Source organism: Gordonia sp. 852002-50395_SCH5434458 (genome assembly GCF_001665905.1).
In the GTDB taxonomy this organism is placed as follows: domain Bacteria; phylum Actinomycetota; class Actinomycetes; order Mycobacteriales; family Mycobacteriaceae; genus Gordonia; species Gordonia jacobaea.
In genome coordinates, this window is the sequence record NZ_LZTC01000031.1 from 14,981 (window position 1) to 33,121 (window position 18,141).

An 18,141-nucleotide genomic window follows, 5' to 3' on the forward strand; every position below is an offset into this window, starting at 1 on the left:
CATGTTCCGACGGTCCGCGACGAGGTGATCGCATGATGATCCTCCTCGGAATCGTGATCGGAATTCTCGTCGTCTTCGCCATCACCGCGTTGACCGGCTACTTCGTGGCGCAGGAGTTCGCGTACATGGCCGTCGACCGGTCGCGACTCAAGGCCCGCGCCGCAGACGGCGACGCCGCGGCAGCCCGCGCACTCTCGGTGACGCGCAGAACCTCTTTCATGCTCTCGGGTGCACAGCTCGGCATCACCGTGACCGGACTACTCGTCGGCTACGTCGCCGAGCCGCTGATCGGCAGTGGCGTCGGCGAACTGTTGGGCGACGTCGGCATCCCGGTAGCCGTTGGCGTGGCCATCGGCACCGTGCTCGCCGTGCTGTTCTCGACGGTCGTGCAGATGGTGTTCGGCGAACTGTTCCCCAAGAACCTCTCGATCGCGCGCCCCGAGCCGGTTGCGCGTCGACTCGCACTCTCGACGTCGATCTACCTGAAGGTGTTCGGTCCGGTCATCTCGCTGTTCGACGCCGCGTCGAACCTTCTGCTCAAAGCGCTGCGCATCGAGCCGGTGCACGACGTCGAGCACTCCGCGTCGCCGCGCGACCTCGAGCACATCGTCGCCGAGTCGCGCGAGGTCGGGGAGTTGCCTGCCGAACTGTCGACCCTCCTCGATCGTGTCCTCGACTTTCCCACTCGCACAGCGGAGCACGCGATGGTGCCCCGGCCCCTCGTCGACTTCGTCGCAGCAGATACCTCGCTGTCGGAGGTTCGCGACCTGATGGCGGTGGGGCACACGCGATATCCCGTCGTGGGAACGAACCCCGACGACGTCGTCGGGATCGTGCACCTGCACGATCTGCTCGAACGACTCGACGAAACGAGCCTTACCGCAGCCGATCTCGCGCGTCCCGCCGCGATCGTGCCCACCACGCTGCCGCTTCCGGCGGTGCTCGAACGCCTCGACACCAGCTCAGATGACGAGATGGCTGTCGTGATCGACGAATACGGCGGAATCGCGGGCATCATCACCGTCGAAGACATCGCCGAGGAGATCACCGGCGAGATCGACGACGAGCACGATACGACGTCGTCGGAACCGATCGAGCTGACGGACGACGGCTGGCTCGCACGTGGCGACACGCACCTCGACGAGGTGTCGCGAGTGATCGGACACGAGGTGGCCGAAGGCGACTACGAGACCCTGAGCGGACTCGTGATCTCGACGTCGGGCGGACTGCCGCAGGTCGGTGACAGCGTCGAATTGCCGCTTGCCGACGCCACTTTCGCTGTCGCTGCTCCGACGGTGACCGCAACGGTGACGCAGGTCAGGCGCCGCGTGCCCGCGACCGTCCACCTCGTCATCACCGAGTCCGGAGACGCCGATGAGTAACCCCTGGGTCGTACTCGCGGTCACGGTCGCGTTGATCGCGGCGAGCGCGTTCTTCGTCGCTGTCGAGTTCGCGCTGATCGCCGCTCGTCGGCACCGTATCGAAGATGCCGCGCAGACCAGTCGTGCCGCGCGAGCCGCGCTACGCAGCTCGTCGGAACTGTCTGTGCTGCTGGCCGGTTCGCAGTTGGGTATCACCGTCTGCACGCTTGCGCTCGGCGCGGTGACCAAACCCGCTGTGCATCACTGGATCACGCCGGGGATCGAAGCACTCGGCGCGCCGCTGTGGATCGCCGACGTCGCGGGATTCATACTCGCGCTGATCATCGTGACCTTCCTTCACCTGGTCGTCGGCGAGATGGCACCCAAGTCGTGGGCCATCGCACACCCGGAGAAATCGGCTGTGCTGCTGGCGATTCCGATGCGCGCCTTCATGTGGGTGGTGCGCCCGGTGCTCGTCGTGCTCAACCAACTCGCCAACTGGTGCCTGCGTCGCGTTGGCGTGCAGCCAGTCGACCAGGTGTCGTCCGGACAGGATTCGGCCACGTTGCGACAGCTGGTCGACCACTCCGCCGAGACCGGGATGCTCGACGACGAGTATCACAACAGGCTCAGTGCGGCGTTGGCCACGGAGGCGCTCGCGGTGGGCGACGTCGTAGGCGACGGCGCACTCGACGGTGTTCCCGCGGATGCTTCTCCTGCTGGGATTCAAGAGGTTTCGCGTCAGACGGGGCACTCTCGACTGCTCGTCGTGCGCGCAGGGGCAGAAGAGAACCTGACCCGCGACTCGGTGATCGGTGTGGTGCACGTCCGAGACAGTCTCAATGCGGCTGCCGATGTCACGGCAGCCAACCTTGCCCGAGACGTGTTGATCCTGCCTGCCGAGCTGCCGGCCTACGAGGGTATGGCGCGCATGCGCGACAAGCGCGCACATATCGCGCTGGTATCTGCGGGCGACGAGGTTCTCGGCGTGCTGACTCTCGACGATCTGCTCGACAGGCTGTTGACGACCGCGTCCTGAGCGCGGATGTGAGTGCCTCTCAGGTCCATTCGTCTTCGGTGAGGATCCACGGCTGCGTCGGGAGCTTCGTCGGATCGAAGCGTTGAGCGAGGTCGTCGAGGGTGACATGTTCGCCGGGCTCGGCCAGCTGTAGCGATGCCGCAATGTGGTCGAGAACCGTTGCGGTGCCGACGCCGCGCGCGGCGAGGTCGGCTAGCGTGACAGCCCCGTCGCGCTTCGACAAGCGAATCTGCTTGTCGTTGAGCACCATCGGGACATGCGCGTAGACGGGAGGGGTATGCCCGAGCAGCGTCGTGAGGTACGACTGGCGTGGGGCGGACGACAGGAGGTCGTCGCCGCGGACCACCTGGTCGACACCCTGCTCGGCGTCGTCGACGACCACCGCGAGGTTGTATGCGGGCGTGCCGTCGCCACGTTGGATGACGAAATCGTCGACGGCGCCGGTGTATTCGCCGTGCAGGATGTCGACGACGCTGAACTCGTCGACGTCGGAGACGATCCGGATAGCGGGCGGACGCCCGGCCGCGCGCTTGCTCTCGCGCTGCTCTGCGGTGAGGTGTCGGCAGGTTCCGGGATAAGCGCCCGGTGGGGAGTGCGGCGCCGACGGGGCTTCGAGGATCTCACGTCTGGTGCAGAAGCATTCGAAGGTGCGGCCACGCATGGTCAGGTCGTCGATCACCGCGCGGTACCGATCGAGCCGGTCGGTCTGGTACACGACCGGCGGCTCCCAGTCGATCCCGAGGGCGTGCAGGTCGTCGATCTGTCGCTGATCGGATCCCACCGCGGTGCGGTCGAGGTTCTCCATCCGCAGCAGAAACCGGCGGCCCGAGGTGTGGGCGAAGAGCCACGCCAGCACGGCCGTGCGCAGGTTGCCGACGTGCAGGTCGCCCGACGGCGACGGCGCGTACCGCCCGGCAGCAAGCGCCGGCTGCGCAGCGGGTTCGTGTGCGGACATCGGAGACGACACTACCGCCGCGGGTGGGTGGTCCTCTCCGCTGATTGAGCGGCCGCGAGCGCAGCGAGCAGCCGAGTCGAAATCACTAGCGGTGGTCTCGACAGGCTCGACCAGCGAATGGAGCTCGCGGAGCGACCTGCCGAGTCGAAATCAGTAGTTGGCGGTGCACGTGGGAGTTGCTGGGTCTTCTGTGCCCCGCGCGGGTCGTAGCGTTGTTGCGGTAGCCACCGTTGCGTGAGCATGTATTGGCACGCAACCCTAATTCGCCCGGTGAGTCAAACAGTTGGAATTCTGCTCGGCAGCCCCCCTATGAGTCCAGAAGGCGTCTTGAAAACAAACCCGCCGCGACCGCCGAATGACACTCGAACCTTCAGGCGCATCTTGACTAGCTGTTTGGTGGGCACGCGACAGACATTTTCTAAGTGCCAGGACAGCGTTCCCCTATATGGGGGAACTTTTGCGTTGGCGCGCGTTCTACCGCGACGCAGGTGCGCAGGCGGCTGGTACTTTTTGTGCGTCCCGACTCGAGTAAAGAGGTCGTATGTCCAGGCACGCCATTAAGCACATCGGTAACACCCGACGAGTTGCCGTCGCATTGGGATTCAGCGCAGCGGTACTGACCGCCGCCGCTCCCGGCATTGCCTCCGCCGACGAAACTCAGAGTGAGTCACCAAACAGTGCCTCTTCGAGCAGTGACGATTCCGACCCCTCGGAGGGTACGGAAATTTCCGACGGCGATCCTCCCGCAACGGATTCCAGAAATATAGCGGGGTCGTCGCCGATCGATTCCGAACCCGATTTGAACCCCTCCAGCGTGACCGTGCCGAGCGAAGTCGCTACTGGTGCTAGTCCCGCCGGGTCGATTCCCAGAGATGCCGCACCGGCACCAACTACCGAGACGGGCATGGGGCCAGTCGGACTCACCGACGAGAGCGAGTCCCATGAGGCCGAGGCCAAGTCCGGACCTGAAACCAGCCAGAACGACCCTTACGATCGCCACGCCTCGGCCTCTACGCTTACTGGGCGCGCATTAAGCGCTGGCGGCCGAATAGGCTCGGAATTCACTGCATCTTCAAATCAAGTTGCAGCAGAACGACAGTCAGCTTCGGAGTCAGTGCCTCTGCCAGCCGCATCCGGGGACCCCGTGGATGTCGTGTCGGGACTAGATCAGCCAATCGGGCACACGGAATGGCGTACTGAATCTGAAATAGACAGTCTTGCGTCCATTTCTGGACAAGATGTCGTGGTCTCCGCGGTCGATCCGAGCGCATCTGCTGACGGCGCCTCTGTGCCTACCGTGACCGAAACGGCTCTCGCGCTGGGAACCATCACACTGGGAGCCCGCGCATCACGGCAACCAATGCGCTTGGACGTGACGCAGGAAGAGGCCGGATACTACTACGCGGAATCATCAACTCTCACCACCAACGAACAGGCCGCAGACCCCGACAACCGGTTCTGGAACTATGGCGACAACGATTGGGGCTCCGGGTTTGAAGGTAGCCCGCCGCCACCTGGACTGACCTACAGCGTTCCGGATGACGGCTCTGGTGCCTTTACGTTGCATAACAATAGCGCCGTTGACGTCGCAATCGTAAACTTGTACTTCCCCACCTACTCCAGCCAGGGCCTGGTGGTCATCAAGTCCGGCGAGAGTTACAAGATGCCTCGCGCGAGCGAGGCCAGTCCGCTGGGATTTACCGCTTACACGGTGCAGACGCCTCGAACTGACGGCGCACCCACGGTCGTCGGCCGCATCACCGTCAGCCCGTCAACCTTGCTCGGCGACACTATAGCCGTCGGCAGCGCAACAGAATCCCCCCTCGACTACATCCCGCTTAGCGGCTCGTCCATACCCGACTATCACGCCGAAGATCCCGACAACCGATTCGTCGACGCTGGCGATAACAGCGTGTTCACCGCGGTTACCTACGCGAATCCGGTCAGCGCAGGCGTAAGCTACGCCGTTGTCGACGGCAGAGTGAAGGTCTTTAACGACGGCACCGCATCGATCGCCATCACCAGGTCGACTCCCGGAGGCCAGATATTGAGCTTCGACGTGCTCGCAGCTGGCGAATCCGGCACTTACAGTTCAGTTCCCGGCAGCTGGCAGATGGTCACCGTCCAGGCGCCCAAAGCTGACGATGGGTCGGTGGTGCTCCTTGGCTCGATCATGCGCATGCCGGCAGGCCCGAGGTCGAACTCCCCCGCCGAAGGGATACCGGCGATCCCACTGCGTGATGCTCCCGCGGTGACCAATCAGGCACCTACTGGAAAGCTGCTGGAAGTTTCGCGCTCCGCCGACGGTCGGTCGGTGACGTTCCGTCCGGCGGTAACCGATGCCGATCACGACCTGATCAGTTACTCAGTACTGACGCAACCTTCGCGCGGAATGATCACTCACAACGCCGACGACACGTTCACCTACACCGTCACCGACCGCTACTACCTTCACTACGGTAAGGTGTCGGACTTGTTCGTGGTGGGCGCTTCCGACGGTAAAGGCACCCCAACCGGCCTCGCCGGTCAGATCGACATCGACTTCATTCAGGTGAACAACGCACCGCAGGTCCAGGTCAGCGAGACGGAAGACCCGCGCGGCGCTCTCGGGTATCGCACCTATCTCGTCACTGCATCGGACATAGATTGGGGCCAGTACTCGGGATGGATCGGGTTCGACCAGGTCCGGTACAGCGCCACTACGCCTTCAGCGGGCGCAGTCGAAGTCGCTCGGCCTGAAAGTGGGCCAACGGTGGTGCGTTATATCCCCGATCTCGTTCTCGCACATGAGGGCGCTTACGACGCCGCGTTCGATATCATCGTCGACGACGGGCAGGATGGCGGGTCCGTGAAGGTACCGGTCAGCCTCCACGTTCCGTTCTACAACCAGAACCCGGTGGCCACTATTACCTCTGTCCCCGGTTCCGAAGGAGAGTTCGTCGCAGATGCCGAGTTCATCCTGACCCTTGCCGACGATGACTTCGATGACGTGTCGGTGGTCTCGCTCACCGCCTCAAACGGAGGGAGCGCAGTGCTCCAGGACGGTGTGATCGTCTACACGCCAGTCGGTTACGCCAGCTACGGATCTATAAAGTATTACGCCTACTCAGAGCGGATAACCGTTGTTGTCGACGACGGCCACGGTGGTCGGGCAACCCAGATTCAGGACGTTTATGTGCGTAACACCGAGGCATTGACATGGTTGGAACCTGGACAAGCACGCACACTCATATTCGCCACCGGGTCGAATCCGACGGCCGTGATTGCGGCCGAACTCGTCAAGAACGACTCGTCCATTTATGCGCGCGGTTACAAGGATAAGGTCGCGGCACTCGAAGCCGATTTCGCTCCGGAGCTGAATGGCTACAACAGCACCCTGCAGCGCTACCTCGTGCGTACCTACGCAATGCACGTGGTAGCCGACGCCCTGGTCACCGTCAGCAAGTCCATCGCTCAAATTGAGAATATCGTCAGGCAACTTGACGCAGCTCTAGAGCGTCAGGGCTTCAGCGGTGTTCGAATCGGCACACAGATTGCACTCGAGTTCCTTAACGGCTATCAGCGAACCTTGTTCGGCCAGATCGTGGAGATCACCGGTACTCCCGCCCCAAGGCCTTCTCGGGCTGGTGAAGACAATTCCGGTTCGAGCACTCCGAAGACCGTGCCACCGAAGTCGACATCTGAGTTATTCAAGACGCTATGGGACAAAACCAGTAAGTACGCGCCGATTTACGTCCAGGAGGTCCTGAGTGATGTCGACCACGACAGGCGGTTGATCGTGTATGTCGCTGGCACCGATTTCGCATCTGATGCGCAACAGTCGGCGGCGGAGAACGTTGGAGCATCGCTGTTCGTGCCCGACATTGATGTACTCGCAGCCATCGACAACGCCATTTCCGAAACCGGTAACCCAGACGTAGAAATCCTGCTCGTCGGATACAGCCAAGGCGGAATCGATGTTATCAACGCGGCTCGTATCAAGCGGAGAAACGTCATCGGAATTGTCACGTTTGGCTCACCATTGTCGACAGCTGTCTGGTCGGATACCCCGTCGATTCACATCCGTGACACTCGCGATCGTGTACCTAAACTGGATTGGGGCTACGGAGAATCGCTGCAGCAAATTAGCGGGCGAGTGTTCGAGGGTAAGGCCGAGACCGAGCACCAATGGTGGAATCTCGTCGACGTCCACACCAACCCGGAAACGTACATAAAAATGGGTTCAAAATTTGATGCTGTCGTAACCAAGTCAGCAATGTACACCCGGATGGCATCTGTGCTACGTAAATTGACCGGAAAAGTCATACGCAACGAGAGCTACGGCCTTGCGGAGGGCAACTACACCTGGCTATGAATCGTGCGCGCCACCATACGCTGGTCGAGCGGCGACTCGAGAGCGCAGTACCTCAACGCGTATTGAGGCTGCGTAGGCCGGGCTCTCGATATACCTGCGCCACGCGGCTCGGGGAGCTCGACCAGCGCGGGACGCGCGGCTCATTGCGGGATCGTCGTGCAATGGGGAGTATGGGGTGGTGGACCTACCGGTCATGCCTCCCGTCGCGCCGATGCTCGCCAAGGCTGTCTCAGCGGTGCCGGAACAACCAGACGGTGAGCCGTCGTGGTCCTACGAACCCAAGTGGGATGGCTTTCGTGCGTTGGTCTTTCGCGACGGCGACGAGGTCTACATCGGTTCGCGCGGAGGCAAAGACCTCGCGCGCTACTTCCCCGAGATCGTCGACGCCGCGCGCGCCGAACTCCCCGACAAGGTGGTCCTCGACGGCGAGGTCGGCGTCCCGTCCGTGATCGACGGCGTGCACCGCCTCGACTGGGACTCGCTCGCGCAGCGCATTCACCCCGCCGACTCACGCGTGCGGATGCTCGCCGAGAAGACACCAGCGATCTTCATCGGATTCGACGCGCTCGCACTCGGCGACCGCAGCGTCGTCGACGAGCCCTTCGCCGTACGCCGCGACACGCTCGTGGAGGCGGTGGGTGCGCACAAGCCGGGCAGGCGGTTCAACGTCAGCCGCGTCACCGCCGACGCCGACACCGCGCGCACCTGGTTCTCCGCATTCGAGGGCGCGGGCCTCGACGGCGTGGTCGCCAAGCGGCTCGGCTCGGCATACGTCGAGGGCAAGCGCGAGATGCTGAAGGTCAAACATAAGCGCACAGCCGACTGTGTGGTCATCGGCTACCGAGTGCACAAGAGCGGAACCGGTCTGGGCTCGATGTTGTTGGGCCTCTTCACCGATTCGGGAGACCTTCACATGGTCGGCGGCGCCGGTGCGTTCACCGACAAGAAGCGAATCGAACTCGAAGAGATGTTCGCGCCGATGCGTACCGATCCCGACAAGCCGGCACCGGGCGAGCCGACGCGGTGGCGATCGGAGAAGTCGGGCGAGTGGATACCCATCAGACCAGAGCTCGTCGCCGAGGTCGCCTACGACCAGATGGAAAACCACCGATTCCGGCACACCGTCAAGTTCCTGCGGTGGCGTCCCGACCGCGATCCCGAGAGCTGCGGCTACGACCAACTCGACGTCCCGCTGACCTACGACCTTCACGATGTGCTCGAAGGAGACGGCTGATATGGCATCCCGCTCGCCCGCCGAGGAACTCGACGTCGACGGTGTTGCCGTCCGGATGAGCAACCCCGACAAGATCTACTTTCCCGAGCTCGGCGAAAACGGTGGCCGCAAAAGAGATCTCGTCGGCTACTACCAGCGAATCGCACAGGCGCGCGACGACGGTGCCGACGGTCCATTCCTCGTCGCCCTCCGTGATCGACCGACATTCCTGCAGCGCTTCCCCGACGGCATCGACGGCGACGAGATCTACCAGAAGCATCTACCGAAGAAGCGGCCCGACTTCGTCGAGTCGACGCGAATCACGTTCCCCTCTGGCCGAACCGGCGACGCGTTGCGTCCGACGAGCCCGGCGTCGATCGTCTGGGCGGCCAACCTCGGAACCGTGACGTTCCATACCTGGCCGACCGTCGCGGCCGACAACGACCATCCCGACCAACTGCGCATCGATCTGGACCCGCAGCCCGGCACCGACTTCGACGACGTTCGACGCGTCGCCGTCGACCTCCTTGCTCCGCTACTCGACGAGCTCGGCTACGTCGGATACCCAAAGACGTCTGGCGGCAGGGGAATTCACGTGTTCATCCCCATCGAGCCGCGCTGGGATTTCATTGCGACCCGACGCTGCGGCATCGCGCTCGCGCGCGAACTGGAGCGTCGAGACCCTGACGCCGTGACCACCTCGTGGTGGAAAGAGGATCGCGGCGAGCGGATCTTCGTCGACTTCAATCAGAACGCGCGCGACCGGTCCATGGCCGCGCCGTATTCGGTGCGACGCAACGCAATCGCGCGCGTATCGACTCCCGTGACCTGGGCCGAGCTCGCCGACGTCGATCCCGACGACTGCACCATGCGCAGCGTCCCGGAACTCGTTGCCCGACGGGGTGATCCGATGGCCGACATCTCCGCGCATCGTCGTGGTCTCGAGCCGCTGCTGGAGATGGTCGAACGCGACGACGCTCAGGGTCTCGGCGACATGCCCTACCCGCCGAGCTACCCGAAGATGCCGGGTGAGCCTCCGCGCGTGCAGCCCAGCAAGAAGGTGGGTGCCCACTGGGACGAGAAGGGAAACAGGATCGGTCCGAACTGAGCATCGACATCTGGCGTCGTGCAGTCGAAACGCGGCGTCGCACAAGGGAATGAGTAGCGAATGACCACAACCGCAACGTTCGAATCATGGCCGGAGCTTCGTGTGTCCGACTGGGAGCAGACCCGCGACACAGTGCACATGTGGAGTCAGATCGTCGGAAAGACCCGAATGGCGCTGGCCCCGAATGAGAATCATTGGTGGCAGGTCGCGCTGTATGTGAACTCGGTGGGTCTCACGACGTCGTTGATGCCCTACGACGGCTACGGCGTCGAGGTCGTCTTCGACTTCGCCGACCACGTCCTCGACATCACGACGACGAAAGGCGAACGGCGACAGGTACGTCTCGAGCCACGCACCACCGCCGACTTCTACGCGGACTATCTGGCACAATTGGAATCGCTCGGCATCAGCGTTCCCATCTACGACCGCCCCGTCGAAGTGGCCGAGTCAATTCCGTTTCCGCAAGATACGACCCACGCCTCGTACGACGCCGACGCCGTGAAGCTCTTCTGGCACCAATTGGTCAGCGCGCAGCGCGTTTTCGCGGAGTTCCGTGGGAAGTGGCGCGGTAAGTGCAGCCCAGTTCACTTCTTCTGGGGCTCATTCGATCTCGCGGTCACCAGATTCTCCGGCCGTCCCGCTCCGCTGTTCTCCGGCGTCGTCCCCAACTGTCCGGAGCGGGTGATGGTCGAATCCTATTGCGAGGAGGTCTCCAGCGCCGGGTTCTGGCCCGGTGGGGCCGACGAGGGGGCCTTCTACTCCTACTCGTATCCCGTCTACGAGGGCTACCCGGACGCGAAGGTGCACCCCGCCGCGGCGTCGTACGACACGACGCTCGGCGAATTCGTGTTGCCGTACACCGCCGTTCGAACCGCCGACGACTCCGATGCAAGCCTCCGGGGGTTCCTGCAGTCGACGTTCGACGTCGAATCCAGCCTGGGGGAGTGGCCCTAGAGAGTGAACGTGTGTCGTATCGAAGGATGTGTGTGCTGCAGTACCCACATCCTTCGATACGACACACATTCTCGGGTCAGCCGAGGGCGTGCTGCGCCCAATCTGCGAACGACTCCCACTCGATCTGCGGATAGGCCGCGTGCAGCGCCGCGATGTCGACGCTGTACCCCTTGGTCGCCAAGAACGTGAACATCGCCCGCATGTCCGGCGACGAAATACGTTCGGGGTCATACGATTCCGCGTGAACCTCCTGGCCGGTCGCGGCAGTCACTGCGGCGGCCATCGCGTTCGAGGTGATTTCGTCGGAGGCCAGGTCGATGCGTCGGCCTGCGAAACCGGACGGGGCGTCGAACAGCATCGCGACGAATCGGCCGAAGTCCCGGCGCGAGAGTTGTTGCAGTGGTTTCTCCGCGGGGAGGGCGAGCGGCATCACGCCGGCTTTGAGTGCGTCGAGGCTGCCGAGCAGGTTGTCGTAGAAGTACGTCGGGCCGACGATCGTGTGCGGGATGCTCGACGCGGCGAGCTTCGTCTCCACCTCGTACTTCGAGTCGAAGTGCGGGATACCGGTGTTGTGATCGGCATCGGCGACCGACGAGAACACCAGGTACGGCACGGCTGCGGCTTCAGCTGCCGCGATGATGTTCTCGCCCTGACCGACCTCGGCGTCGGCTCCCGACTCGAACGGCGTCGTCAGGGCGAAGACCCCGGCGGCCCCGGCGAAGGCGTCGGCGAGCCCCTTTCCGGTCGCGATGTCGGCGACGGCGAGCGGGATGCCGCGGTCCGCGAGCTCCAGCGACCTGTCCGAATCCAGAAACCGTACGACGCCGCGCACGGGTTTACCTGCGTCGCGCAGCGCGTGCAACACCGCGCCGCCCTGATTGCCGGTCGCGCCGAGAACGACGTAGGGGGATTCGGATGTGGGCATGGCGTCGACCTTTCCGTGGCGAGGGAGCACCTCCGACGCTACCGATCGACGCCCGGTGACGACCGCACGAATTTGGGTCTGGGGTGGATTGGCCGTTATTATCGCCAAGCCTGGAGGATTCGCCTAGTGGCCTATGGCGCTCGCCTGGAACGCGGGTTGGGTTAATAGCCCTCAGGAGTTCGAATCTCCTATCCTCCGCAGCAGAAACGAGCCCGGCGCTTACGTCAGCGTCGGGCTCGTTTCGTTTCCGCAGGTCACTGCTCTGAATCCGGTTGGCGTTCACTCCGCGGACACCTGCGCCTGGGATGGTTACGCGCGTTCAGCCGGAACGCTGCTCGCGGCGACGGTCGAACATACCCACCCCGTCCATGGCAGGAGCGACACGATGGCAGCGTTCAGAGCGACCAACCGCCCGCATCCGCATCGCCCGCGGCCGGCACGTCCATTGCAACCGAGTCGTCGGTTAGCGCTGGCGGCGTCGACGATCGCCCTGGCCCTGATGGCGTCGTTGGTCGCTTTCGCCCCGGCGCACGCATCGCCACAGCGTGGCGTTGATCCCGTGCACACCCCGACGCGCGCAGCGGGCGACTTCAGCCTGCTCATCGCGTACAGCTTCGGCAACCGCATCGCGCCCGGCGTCGACCCGACGCGCACGGTCGGCGAACCCGGCCCCGTCAACGAAGCGTTAGCCGAAACCGCGATCCGCACGCGCGGCAATCGCGCCATCCCGATCTACGCGCAGACCGAGATCGCCCGCGTACTGCACGCGAAGTTCCATGCCGCAGGCGTCGTCGAGATCCCGCCGAATCGCAAGCCTGACGGCACGCTGGTCTACCTTTCCACCGACGGCGTCGCAGCCAAGGTCGCACAACTCCGCGGACCGTCGGCGCGCGTCGACGTCGCCGGGATCATCGCGTTCTCCGACCATCTGTGGCGCGCCGTCTACACGACGCGAGCCAACGGACTCGACGCCTATGCGCCCGCAGGTATCGCGATGCCCTCGACCTATGACGGACTCTCCGGGCAGGACTGGACCCGCAGCCGCGCCGCCTACCTGCCGCGCGACTACGCGGCCCGCCTCGCTCTGCTCCCGCGACTCCTGCGCTGATCGGCTTCCGGGCGACAGCCACGCCGACCCCCTGACACATCACGGCGAAGGCTCGCTACAATTGACGACGGATCCCGCGCGGCGTGCATCCTGTGAACTCCCCCAGGGCCGGAAGGCAGCAAGGGTCAACGGGCTCTCTCGGGTGCGCGGGGTCCTCTAACTTTGTTCAGATCCGCAAGCGTGCCGAAAGCCGCCATCGAGCCTGGCGCCGGTTCGGCGAGAGGTCTCCGTTGAACTACCACTCGATGAGTGCAGACGAACTTCGCGCCACCCAGGACGACCTGCAAAAACTGTACGAGGGTTTGCTCTCCGCAGGGCTGAAGCTGGATCTCACCCGTGGTAAGCCTGCGCCGGAACAACTAGACCTCTCCAACGAGCTGCTGTCGTTGCCCGGCCTCGGCGACTACCGCGACGCCTCCGGCACGGACTGCCGCAACTACGGCGGCGTCAGCGGACTGCCGGAACTCCGCGCGATCTTCGCCGAACTGCTCGCCGTCGACGCCGACAACCTGATCGCCTTCGGTAACGCGAGCCTCGACCTGATGCACCAGGTGGTGGTGTCCTCGCTGCTCAAGGGCACCCCCGACTCGCCCGCTCCCTGGTCGTCGACCGGCGAGACCGTCAAGTTCCTCTGCCCGTCGCCCGGATACGACCGTCACTTCGCGATCACCGAGCACTACGGCATCGAGATGATCCCGGTTCCGATGCTCCCGAACGGCCCCGACGTCGACGTCTGCGCGCAGTTGGTTGCCGACGATCCGTCGATCAAGGGTCTGTGGGCGGTGCCCACCTACTCCAACCCCACCGGCGCCACCTACAGCGAAGACGTCGCACGCGCCCTGATGGCGATGCCCGCGGCGCCGGACTTCCGTGTCTTCTGGGACAACGCCTACGCCGTCCACACGCTTGTCGACGCCCCGCCCACCCCGCTGCCGATCGTCGACATCGCCGCGCAGGAGGGCCACCCCAACCGGGTCTACGTGTTCGGCTCGACGTCGAAGATCACCTTCGCCGGAGCGGGCGTTGCGTTCTTCGGGTCGTCGGCGGCCAACGTGAAGTGGCTGACCGACAATCTGGCGTTCACAACGATCGGCCCGGACAAGATCAACCAGCTTCGCCACCTGAGGTTCTTCGGTGATGCCGACGGCGTGCGCGCGCACATGGCCAAGCACCGCGAGATCCTCGCCCCCAAGTTCCGCCTGGTGCTCGAGATTCTCCAAGACCGGCTCTCCGACTCCAAGGTCGCGGCATGGTCGGAGCCCGAGGGCGGCTACTTCATCAGCCTCGACGTCCTCGACGGCGCCGCCAAGCGGACCATCGAGCTTGCGAAGGAAGCCGGGATCGCGTTGACGGCCGCGGGTTCGACCTACCCGTACAAGCACGATCCCTATGACCGCAACATCCGGCTCGCACCGACCTTCCCCAGCACCGACGACCTGCGCGTCGCGATGGACGGCGTTGCGACCTGTGCACTTCTTGCCGCGACGGAGAAGCTCCTCGCCGACGTCGAATCCTGACGAGACGGCGCGCGTGTGACAGTCCGGCAATGGTGAGGGCCTCACGACGTTGGGTCGTGGCTGTCGGCTTCCTGCTCGTCGCCGCCGTGGCCGTGTGGTTGCAAGATGTGATCGTTCCCTTCACGACGCCGTTCTGGGGACTCTTCGACAACCAGCTCGACCTCGACGTGTACCGCGCGGGAACGCAAACCGTGCTCGACGGCGGCAGCCTGTACGACGCCAAACTGCTCGGCCAGATGGACTACACGTACGCACCCATCTCGGCCATCATCTTCATCCCGTTCGCGCTGATGTCGTTCGAAGCGGCCCGAATCGTCTGGACCGCAGGCATTTTCATCGCGCTGTACCTGGTGATCATGCTGTGCTTCCGCTCGCTCGGCAGGCAGGCGACGTGGCCGTTGCGGCTCATCGCGCTCTCGCTGATCGCCGTCGCGCTGCTGCTCGAACCGGTCCGCACGACGGTCTGGTACGGCCAGATCAACATTTTTCTGTTGCTCATCATCCTGGCCGACCTGCTGCGTGTCGACGGACCCAAGGGCGACAACAGCCGCGGCATGGGCATCGGCACCGGAATCGCCGCGGGTATCAAGCTCACCCCGCTGATCTTCATCCTCTACCTGGCAATTCTGCGTCGATGGCGCGCGATGTTCGGGGTCATCGCAGGCTTCGTCGGCACCATCATCGTCGGATTCATCGTGCTGCCCAGTGAATCCTGGGCCTACTGGACCGACAAGCTCTTCGATTCCAACCGAGTCGGAGCACCGCAAACCGTTGGTAACCAGTCGATCCGCGGGTGGTTGGCCAACCTCATCCACACCGACGCGCCGAACTCGTTGCTGTGGGGTGTCCTAGCCCTCGCAGCGCTCGCGCTGGGTATGTATGCGGCCGTACTCGCGCACCGTCACGGCCAGGAACTGCTCGCACTGAGCATGGTCGGCATGACGGCATGCGCGATCTCGCCGATGTCGTGGGGACATCACTGGGTGTGGTTCGTGCCGATCATGGTGATCTGCGTGAATCTGGTGCTCCGCGTTGATCTGTCACCGCTGCGTCGAACATTGGCGGGTGCGGCGTGCATAGGCCTGATCCTGGTGGCGTTCTCATGGCGCACCTATCTCGCGCATCCGATCTGGTTCGTCAACAAGACCGTTCCCGACGCCTATCTCATCGGACTGTTTTTCAAACACGGAATCAGTTGGCTCGAATGGTTCACGGTATATCCCTACAACGCGGTCTTCCTCGGCACGGCAATCGCGACAATCGTCGTCTATCGGGCGTCGAATACCGCCGAAAAGGCTAGCGCCGATAACGTTCGCGACACGGTCGGCTAGTCGCGCTAACGAGTTGTCGCTGCAATTCGACGTGAATCATGACGGGGCCGACGTCCACGGCCCCACATTCTCGAGGAGGCACACCATGATTCGACGTTCGATGACACGCAGAATGACCACAGGGCTCGTCGGTGCCTGCGCGGTAGCCGCAGCCACGATCGGGGCTGGGCACGCCGCGGCTGATGAAGTGGTCGTCGGCCAGGTCGGGATGCAGTGTTTCAGCCTCAACCCCAACATCATCGATCTCCCCTCCAATGCGGGCGTAACCGTCCAGCGGCGACAGGGCGAGAACACATTCACCCTGTGGGGCGACAGCAAGAGCTTCTTTCTCTACACCTCCGACACGAGAGTCGTCGTAACCCAACTGTCCAATGGTGCGACGCACACCTACTACGCCCACTCGTATCACACGCTCGGTGACAACAGCGGCTATCGGATCGACGACATCCCGGGCCGCGGCAAGGTGAAGATCACGATCAGTGCCGTCAACCACGGACTGCTGACGCTGCGCGCACCCGAATGCTCCGGCGTCACCGATCTGCAGTAGCACTACTCGGTTATTGCCAATTCACTGAACTCGGACACGGGTGGGCAATAAGCTGTCGCCAACTTCGGCGGAGTCTCGAGCATGCTCCGCCCTCGATGGCGGGAGTCAGTGATGGCAGGACGAGTGGTGGTACCCGATTCGATGGATCTCGGTTCGTGGATTGCGCGGCGTGCAGCGATCATCCCGGATCACCCAGCACTGACCTTCGACGGCGAGACGCTGACGTTCGCCGGGTTCCAGCGTCGAATCGACCTGCTTGCCGAGCGACTGGTCGACGGCGGAGTCGCGCACGGCGATCGCGTTGCCTACCTCGGACCGAACCATTCGGCCTTTTTGGTCGCGCTGTTCGCCTGCGCGCGAGCGGGCGCGACGTTCGTCCCGCTCAACTTCCGGCTCACCGGACCCGAGCTCGCGTACATCCTCGATGACTGCGGCGCAACAACTCTCATCGCCGACGCCTCGCTGACCGGCGTCGTCGACGACGTACGCGCAGACATCGACGTGCAGCGGTTCATCGCGGTCGGCGGAGCCCACGGATGGGAGAACTTCGACGACGTGCTGGCGTCGGGTGAGCCGATCGCCGATCCGGTGTTCGCCGACGCCGAAGATGTCGCGGTCATCATGTACACCTCGGGCACCACGGGTCGTCCCAAGGGCGCCATGCTCACGCACGGAAACCTGTTCTGGAACAACATCAATGCGCTGCTCAGCTTCGACACCGTCTCCACGGACATCACCTACACCGCGGCGCCGCTGTTCCACATCGGCGGCCTCAACGTCACCACATTGGTCACGCTCCAGAAGGGCGGCCACGTGATCCTGTCGGGAGCGTTCGACCCGACACAGACACTCGCCGACATCGAAAAATGCCGTGTCACAACGATGTTCGGCGTGCCCGCGATGTTCCTGTTCATGAGTCAGGTGCCTGCCTTTGCCACCGCCGATCTCTCGTCCCTGCGATACCTCATCTGCGGCGGCGCTCCGGTACCCGAGCCATTGATGCGCACCTACGCAGACCGCGGTGTCACGTTCGCGCAGGGCTACGGCCTCACCGAAACGGCTCCACTCGCACTCGTGATGGGCATCGACGAGTCGGAGAAGAAGATCGGAGCCGCGGGCAACAGGGTGTTGCCGCTCTCGGACGTGCGACTCGTCGACGCCACCAACGCCGAGGTTGCGCCGGGGCAGCCGGGCGAGATCTGTGTTCGTGGACCCCAGGTGATGGTGGGCTACTGGGACAATCCCGGCGCCACCGATGCCGCGATCGACGACGACGGGTGGTTCCATACCGGCGACGTCGGACGTGAGGACGAGGACGGTTACGTCTACGTCATCGACCGCGTGAAGGACATGGTCATCAGCGGCGGCGAGAACGTGTACCCCGCCGAGGTCGAGAGCGTGCTGTACAGCCACCCCGCGGTCGCCGAGGTCGCGATCGTCGGACTCCCGGACGCCAAGTGGGGCGAGGCCGTTACCGCGGTCGTCGCGACGGCGCCCGGCGAGACCGTGACCCTGGAAGAACTGCGCGAGTTCGCGGCCGACCGCCTTGCCCGCTACAAGCTCCCGCTGCGTCTGGAGTTCATCGACGCGCTGCCGCGCAACCCGTCCGGCAAGGTGCTCAAGTTCGCGCTGCGCGACCGGTTCGGTGCGGAAGCTCCCGCCACGAGCCCGGCGGTCTGACCTGCCGCGACAGGTTGCTGTGCACAGCTATAGGGGAGGCGGCTGCGCT

At 63.9% G+C, this 18,141-nt stretch carries 13 protein-coding genes, 1 tRNA gene and 1 other RNA gene; 13 read left to right on the forward strand and 2 right to left on the reverse strand.

Annotation, left to right across the window (positions count from 1 at the left end; genetic code table 11):
- Positions 1-32: 32 nt before the first annotated feature.
- Both A5785_RS05925 and A5785_RS05930 read left to right on the forward strand, forming a co-directional pair.
- Entirely contained in the window at positions 33-1,382 is a 1,350-nt protein-coding gene (locus A5785_RS05925; RefSeq protein ID WP_049700139.1) for a hemolysin family protein, read from the forward strand.
- A complete protein-coding gene (locus A5785_RS05930; RefSeq protein ID WP_049700138.1) occupies positions 1,375-2,400 on the forward strand; it encodes a hemolysin family protein in 1,026 nt (341 codons plus the stop codon). Before A5785_RS05925 ends, A5785_RS05930 begins: the two co-directional genes overlap by 8 nt.
- A gap of 19 nt (positions 2,401-2,419) precedes the next feature.
- Here the strand turns inward: A5785_RS05930 and gluQRS are convergent, their stop codons facing one another.
- Entirely contained in the window at positions 2,420-3,355 is a 936-nt protein-coding gene (gene gluQRS, locus A5785_RS05935; protein ID WP_049700137.1) for a tRNA glutamyl-Q(34) synthetase GluQRS, read from the reverse strand.
- A gap of 1,144 nt (positions 3,356-4,499) precedes the next feature.
- On the opposite strand from gluQRS, the gene A5785_RS05940 reads away from it, so the two are divergent.
- From A5785_RS05940 to A5785_RS05955, 4 genes are all read left to right on the forward strand, one after another.
- Positions 4,500-7,709, forward strand: a complete 3,210-nt coding sequence (locus A5785_RS05940) for an Ig-like domain-containing protein (RefSeq protein ID WP_156525441.1) — start codon at positions 4,500-4,502, stop codon at positions 7,707-7,709.
- A 178-nt stretch (positions 7,710-7,887) separates the two neighbouring features.
- Entirely contained in the window at positions 7,888-8,943 is a 1,056-nt protein-coding gene (locus tag A5785_RS05945) for an ATP-dependent DNA ligase (RefSeq protein WP_064865102.1), read from the forward strand.
- 1 nt (position 8,944) lies between these two features.
- Positions 8,945-10,030, forward strand: a complete 1,086-nt coding sequence (locus A5785_RS05950) for a DNA polymerase domain-containing protein (protein WP_064865104.1) — start codon at positions 8,945-8,947, stop codon at positions 10,028-10,030.
- A gap of 60 nt (positions 10,031-10,090) precedes the next feature.
- A complete protein-coding gene (locus tag A5785_RS05955) occupies positions 10,091-10,984 on the forward strand; it encodes a DUF5996 family protein (protein ID WP_064865106.1) in 894 nt (297 codons plus the stop codon).
- A gap of 76 nt (positions 10,985-11,060) precedes the next feature.
- Here the strand turns inward: A5785_RS05955 and A5785_RS05960 are convergent, their stop codons facing one another.
- The gene (locus tag A5785_RS05960) at positions 11,061-11,909 is read right to left on the reverse strand and encodes an NmrA family NAD(P)-binding protein (protein WP_064865178.1); all 849 of its coding nucleotides are present in this window, start codon (positions 11,907-11,909) and stop codon (positions 11,061-11,063) included.
- 112 nt (positions 11,910-12,021) lie between these two features.
- Between A5785_RS05960 and A5785_RS05965 the strand changes: the two genes are divergently transcribed.
- From A5785_RS05965 to A5785_RS05995, 7 genes are all read left to right on the forward strand, one after another.
- Positions 12,022-12,107 (forward strand) — tRNA-Ser (locus A5785_RS05965).
- A gap of 187 nt (positions 12,108-12,294) precedes the next feature.
- Complete coding sequence (locus A5785_RS05970; RefSeq protein WP_231894222.1) at positions 12,295-13,017, forward strand: hypothetical protein; 723 nt, start codon at positions 12,295-12,297, stop codon at positions 13,015-13,017.
- 66 nt (positions 13,018-13,083) lie between these two features.
- Positions 13,084-13,178, forward strand: an RNA gene (gene ffs / locus A5785_RS05975) — signal recognition particle sRNA small type.
- A gap of 69 nt (positions 13,179-13,247) precedes the next feature.
- A complete protein-coding gene (locus A5785_RS05980; RefSeq protein ID WP_064865112.1) occupies positions 13,248-14,534 on the forward strand; it encodes an aminotransferase class I/II-fold pyridoxal phosphate-dependent enzyme in 1,287 nt (428 codons plus the stop codon).
- Positions 14,535-14,563: 29 nt separating this feature from the next.
- Positions 14,564-15,865 carry a glycosyltransferase 87 family protein gene (locus A5785_RS05985; RefSeq protein ID WP_197494537.1) on the forward strand — a complete coding sequence of 434 codons (1,302 nt, stop codon included), beginning with the start codon at positions 14,564-14,566 and terminating at the stop codon, positions 15,863-15,865.
- 112 nt (positions 15,866-15,977) lie between these two features.
- A complete protein-coding gene (locus A5785_RS05990; protein WP_231894221.1) occupies positions 15,978-16,412 on the forward strand; it encodes a hypothetical protein in 435 nt (144 codons plus the stop codon).
- 111 nt (positions 16,413-16,523) lie between these two features.
- On the forward strand, positions 16,524-18,092 hold the full coding sequence (locus tag A5785_RS05995) for an acyl-CoA synthetase (RefSeq protein WP_064865121.1): 1,569 nt from the start codon (positions 16,524-16,526) through the stop codon (positions 18,090-18,092).
- Positions 18,093-18,141 lie beyond the last annotated feature (49 nt).

Coding starts and splice junctions, on each gene's coding strand:
- A5785_RS05925 (WP_049700139.1), top strand. CDS start 33: ATGATGATCCTCCTCGGAATCGTGATCGGAATTCTCGTCGTCTTCGCC.
- A5785_RS05930 (WP_049700138.1), top strand. CDS start 1,375: ATGAGTAACCCCTGGGTCGTACTCGCGGTCACGGTCGCGTTGATCGCG.
- gluQRS (WP_049700137.1), bottom strand. CDS start 3,355: ATGTCCGCACACGAACCCGCTGCGCAGCCGGCGCTTGCTGCCGGGCGG.
- A5785_RS05950 (WP_064865104.1), top strand. CDS start 8,945: ATGGCATCCCGCTCGCCCGCCGAGGAACTCGACGTCGACGGTGTTGCC.
- A5785_RS05955 (WP_064865106.1), top strand. CDS start 10,091: ATGACCACAACCGCAACGTTCGAATCATGGCCGGAGCTTCGTGTGTCC.
- A5785_RS05960 (WP_064865178.1), bottom strand. CDS start 11,909: ATGCCCACATCCGAATCCCCCTACGTCGTTCTCGGCGCGACCGGCAAT.
- A5785_RS05970 (WP_231894222.1), top strand. CDS start 12,295: ATGGCAGCGTTCAGAGCGACCAACCGCCCGCATCCGCATCGCCCGCGG.
- A5785_RS05985 (WP_197494537.1), top strand. CDS start 14,564: ATGGTGAGGGCCTCACGACGTTGGGTCGTGGCTGTCGGCTTCCTGCTC.
- A5785_RS05990 (WP_231894221.1), top strand. CDS start 15,978: ATGACCACAGGGCTCGTCGGTGCCTGCGCGGTAGCCGCAGCCACGATC.
- A5785_RS05995 (WP_064865121.1), top strand. CDS start 16,524: ATGGCAGGACGAGTGGTGGTACCCGATTCGATGGATCTCGGTTCGTGG.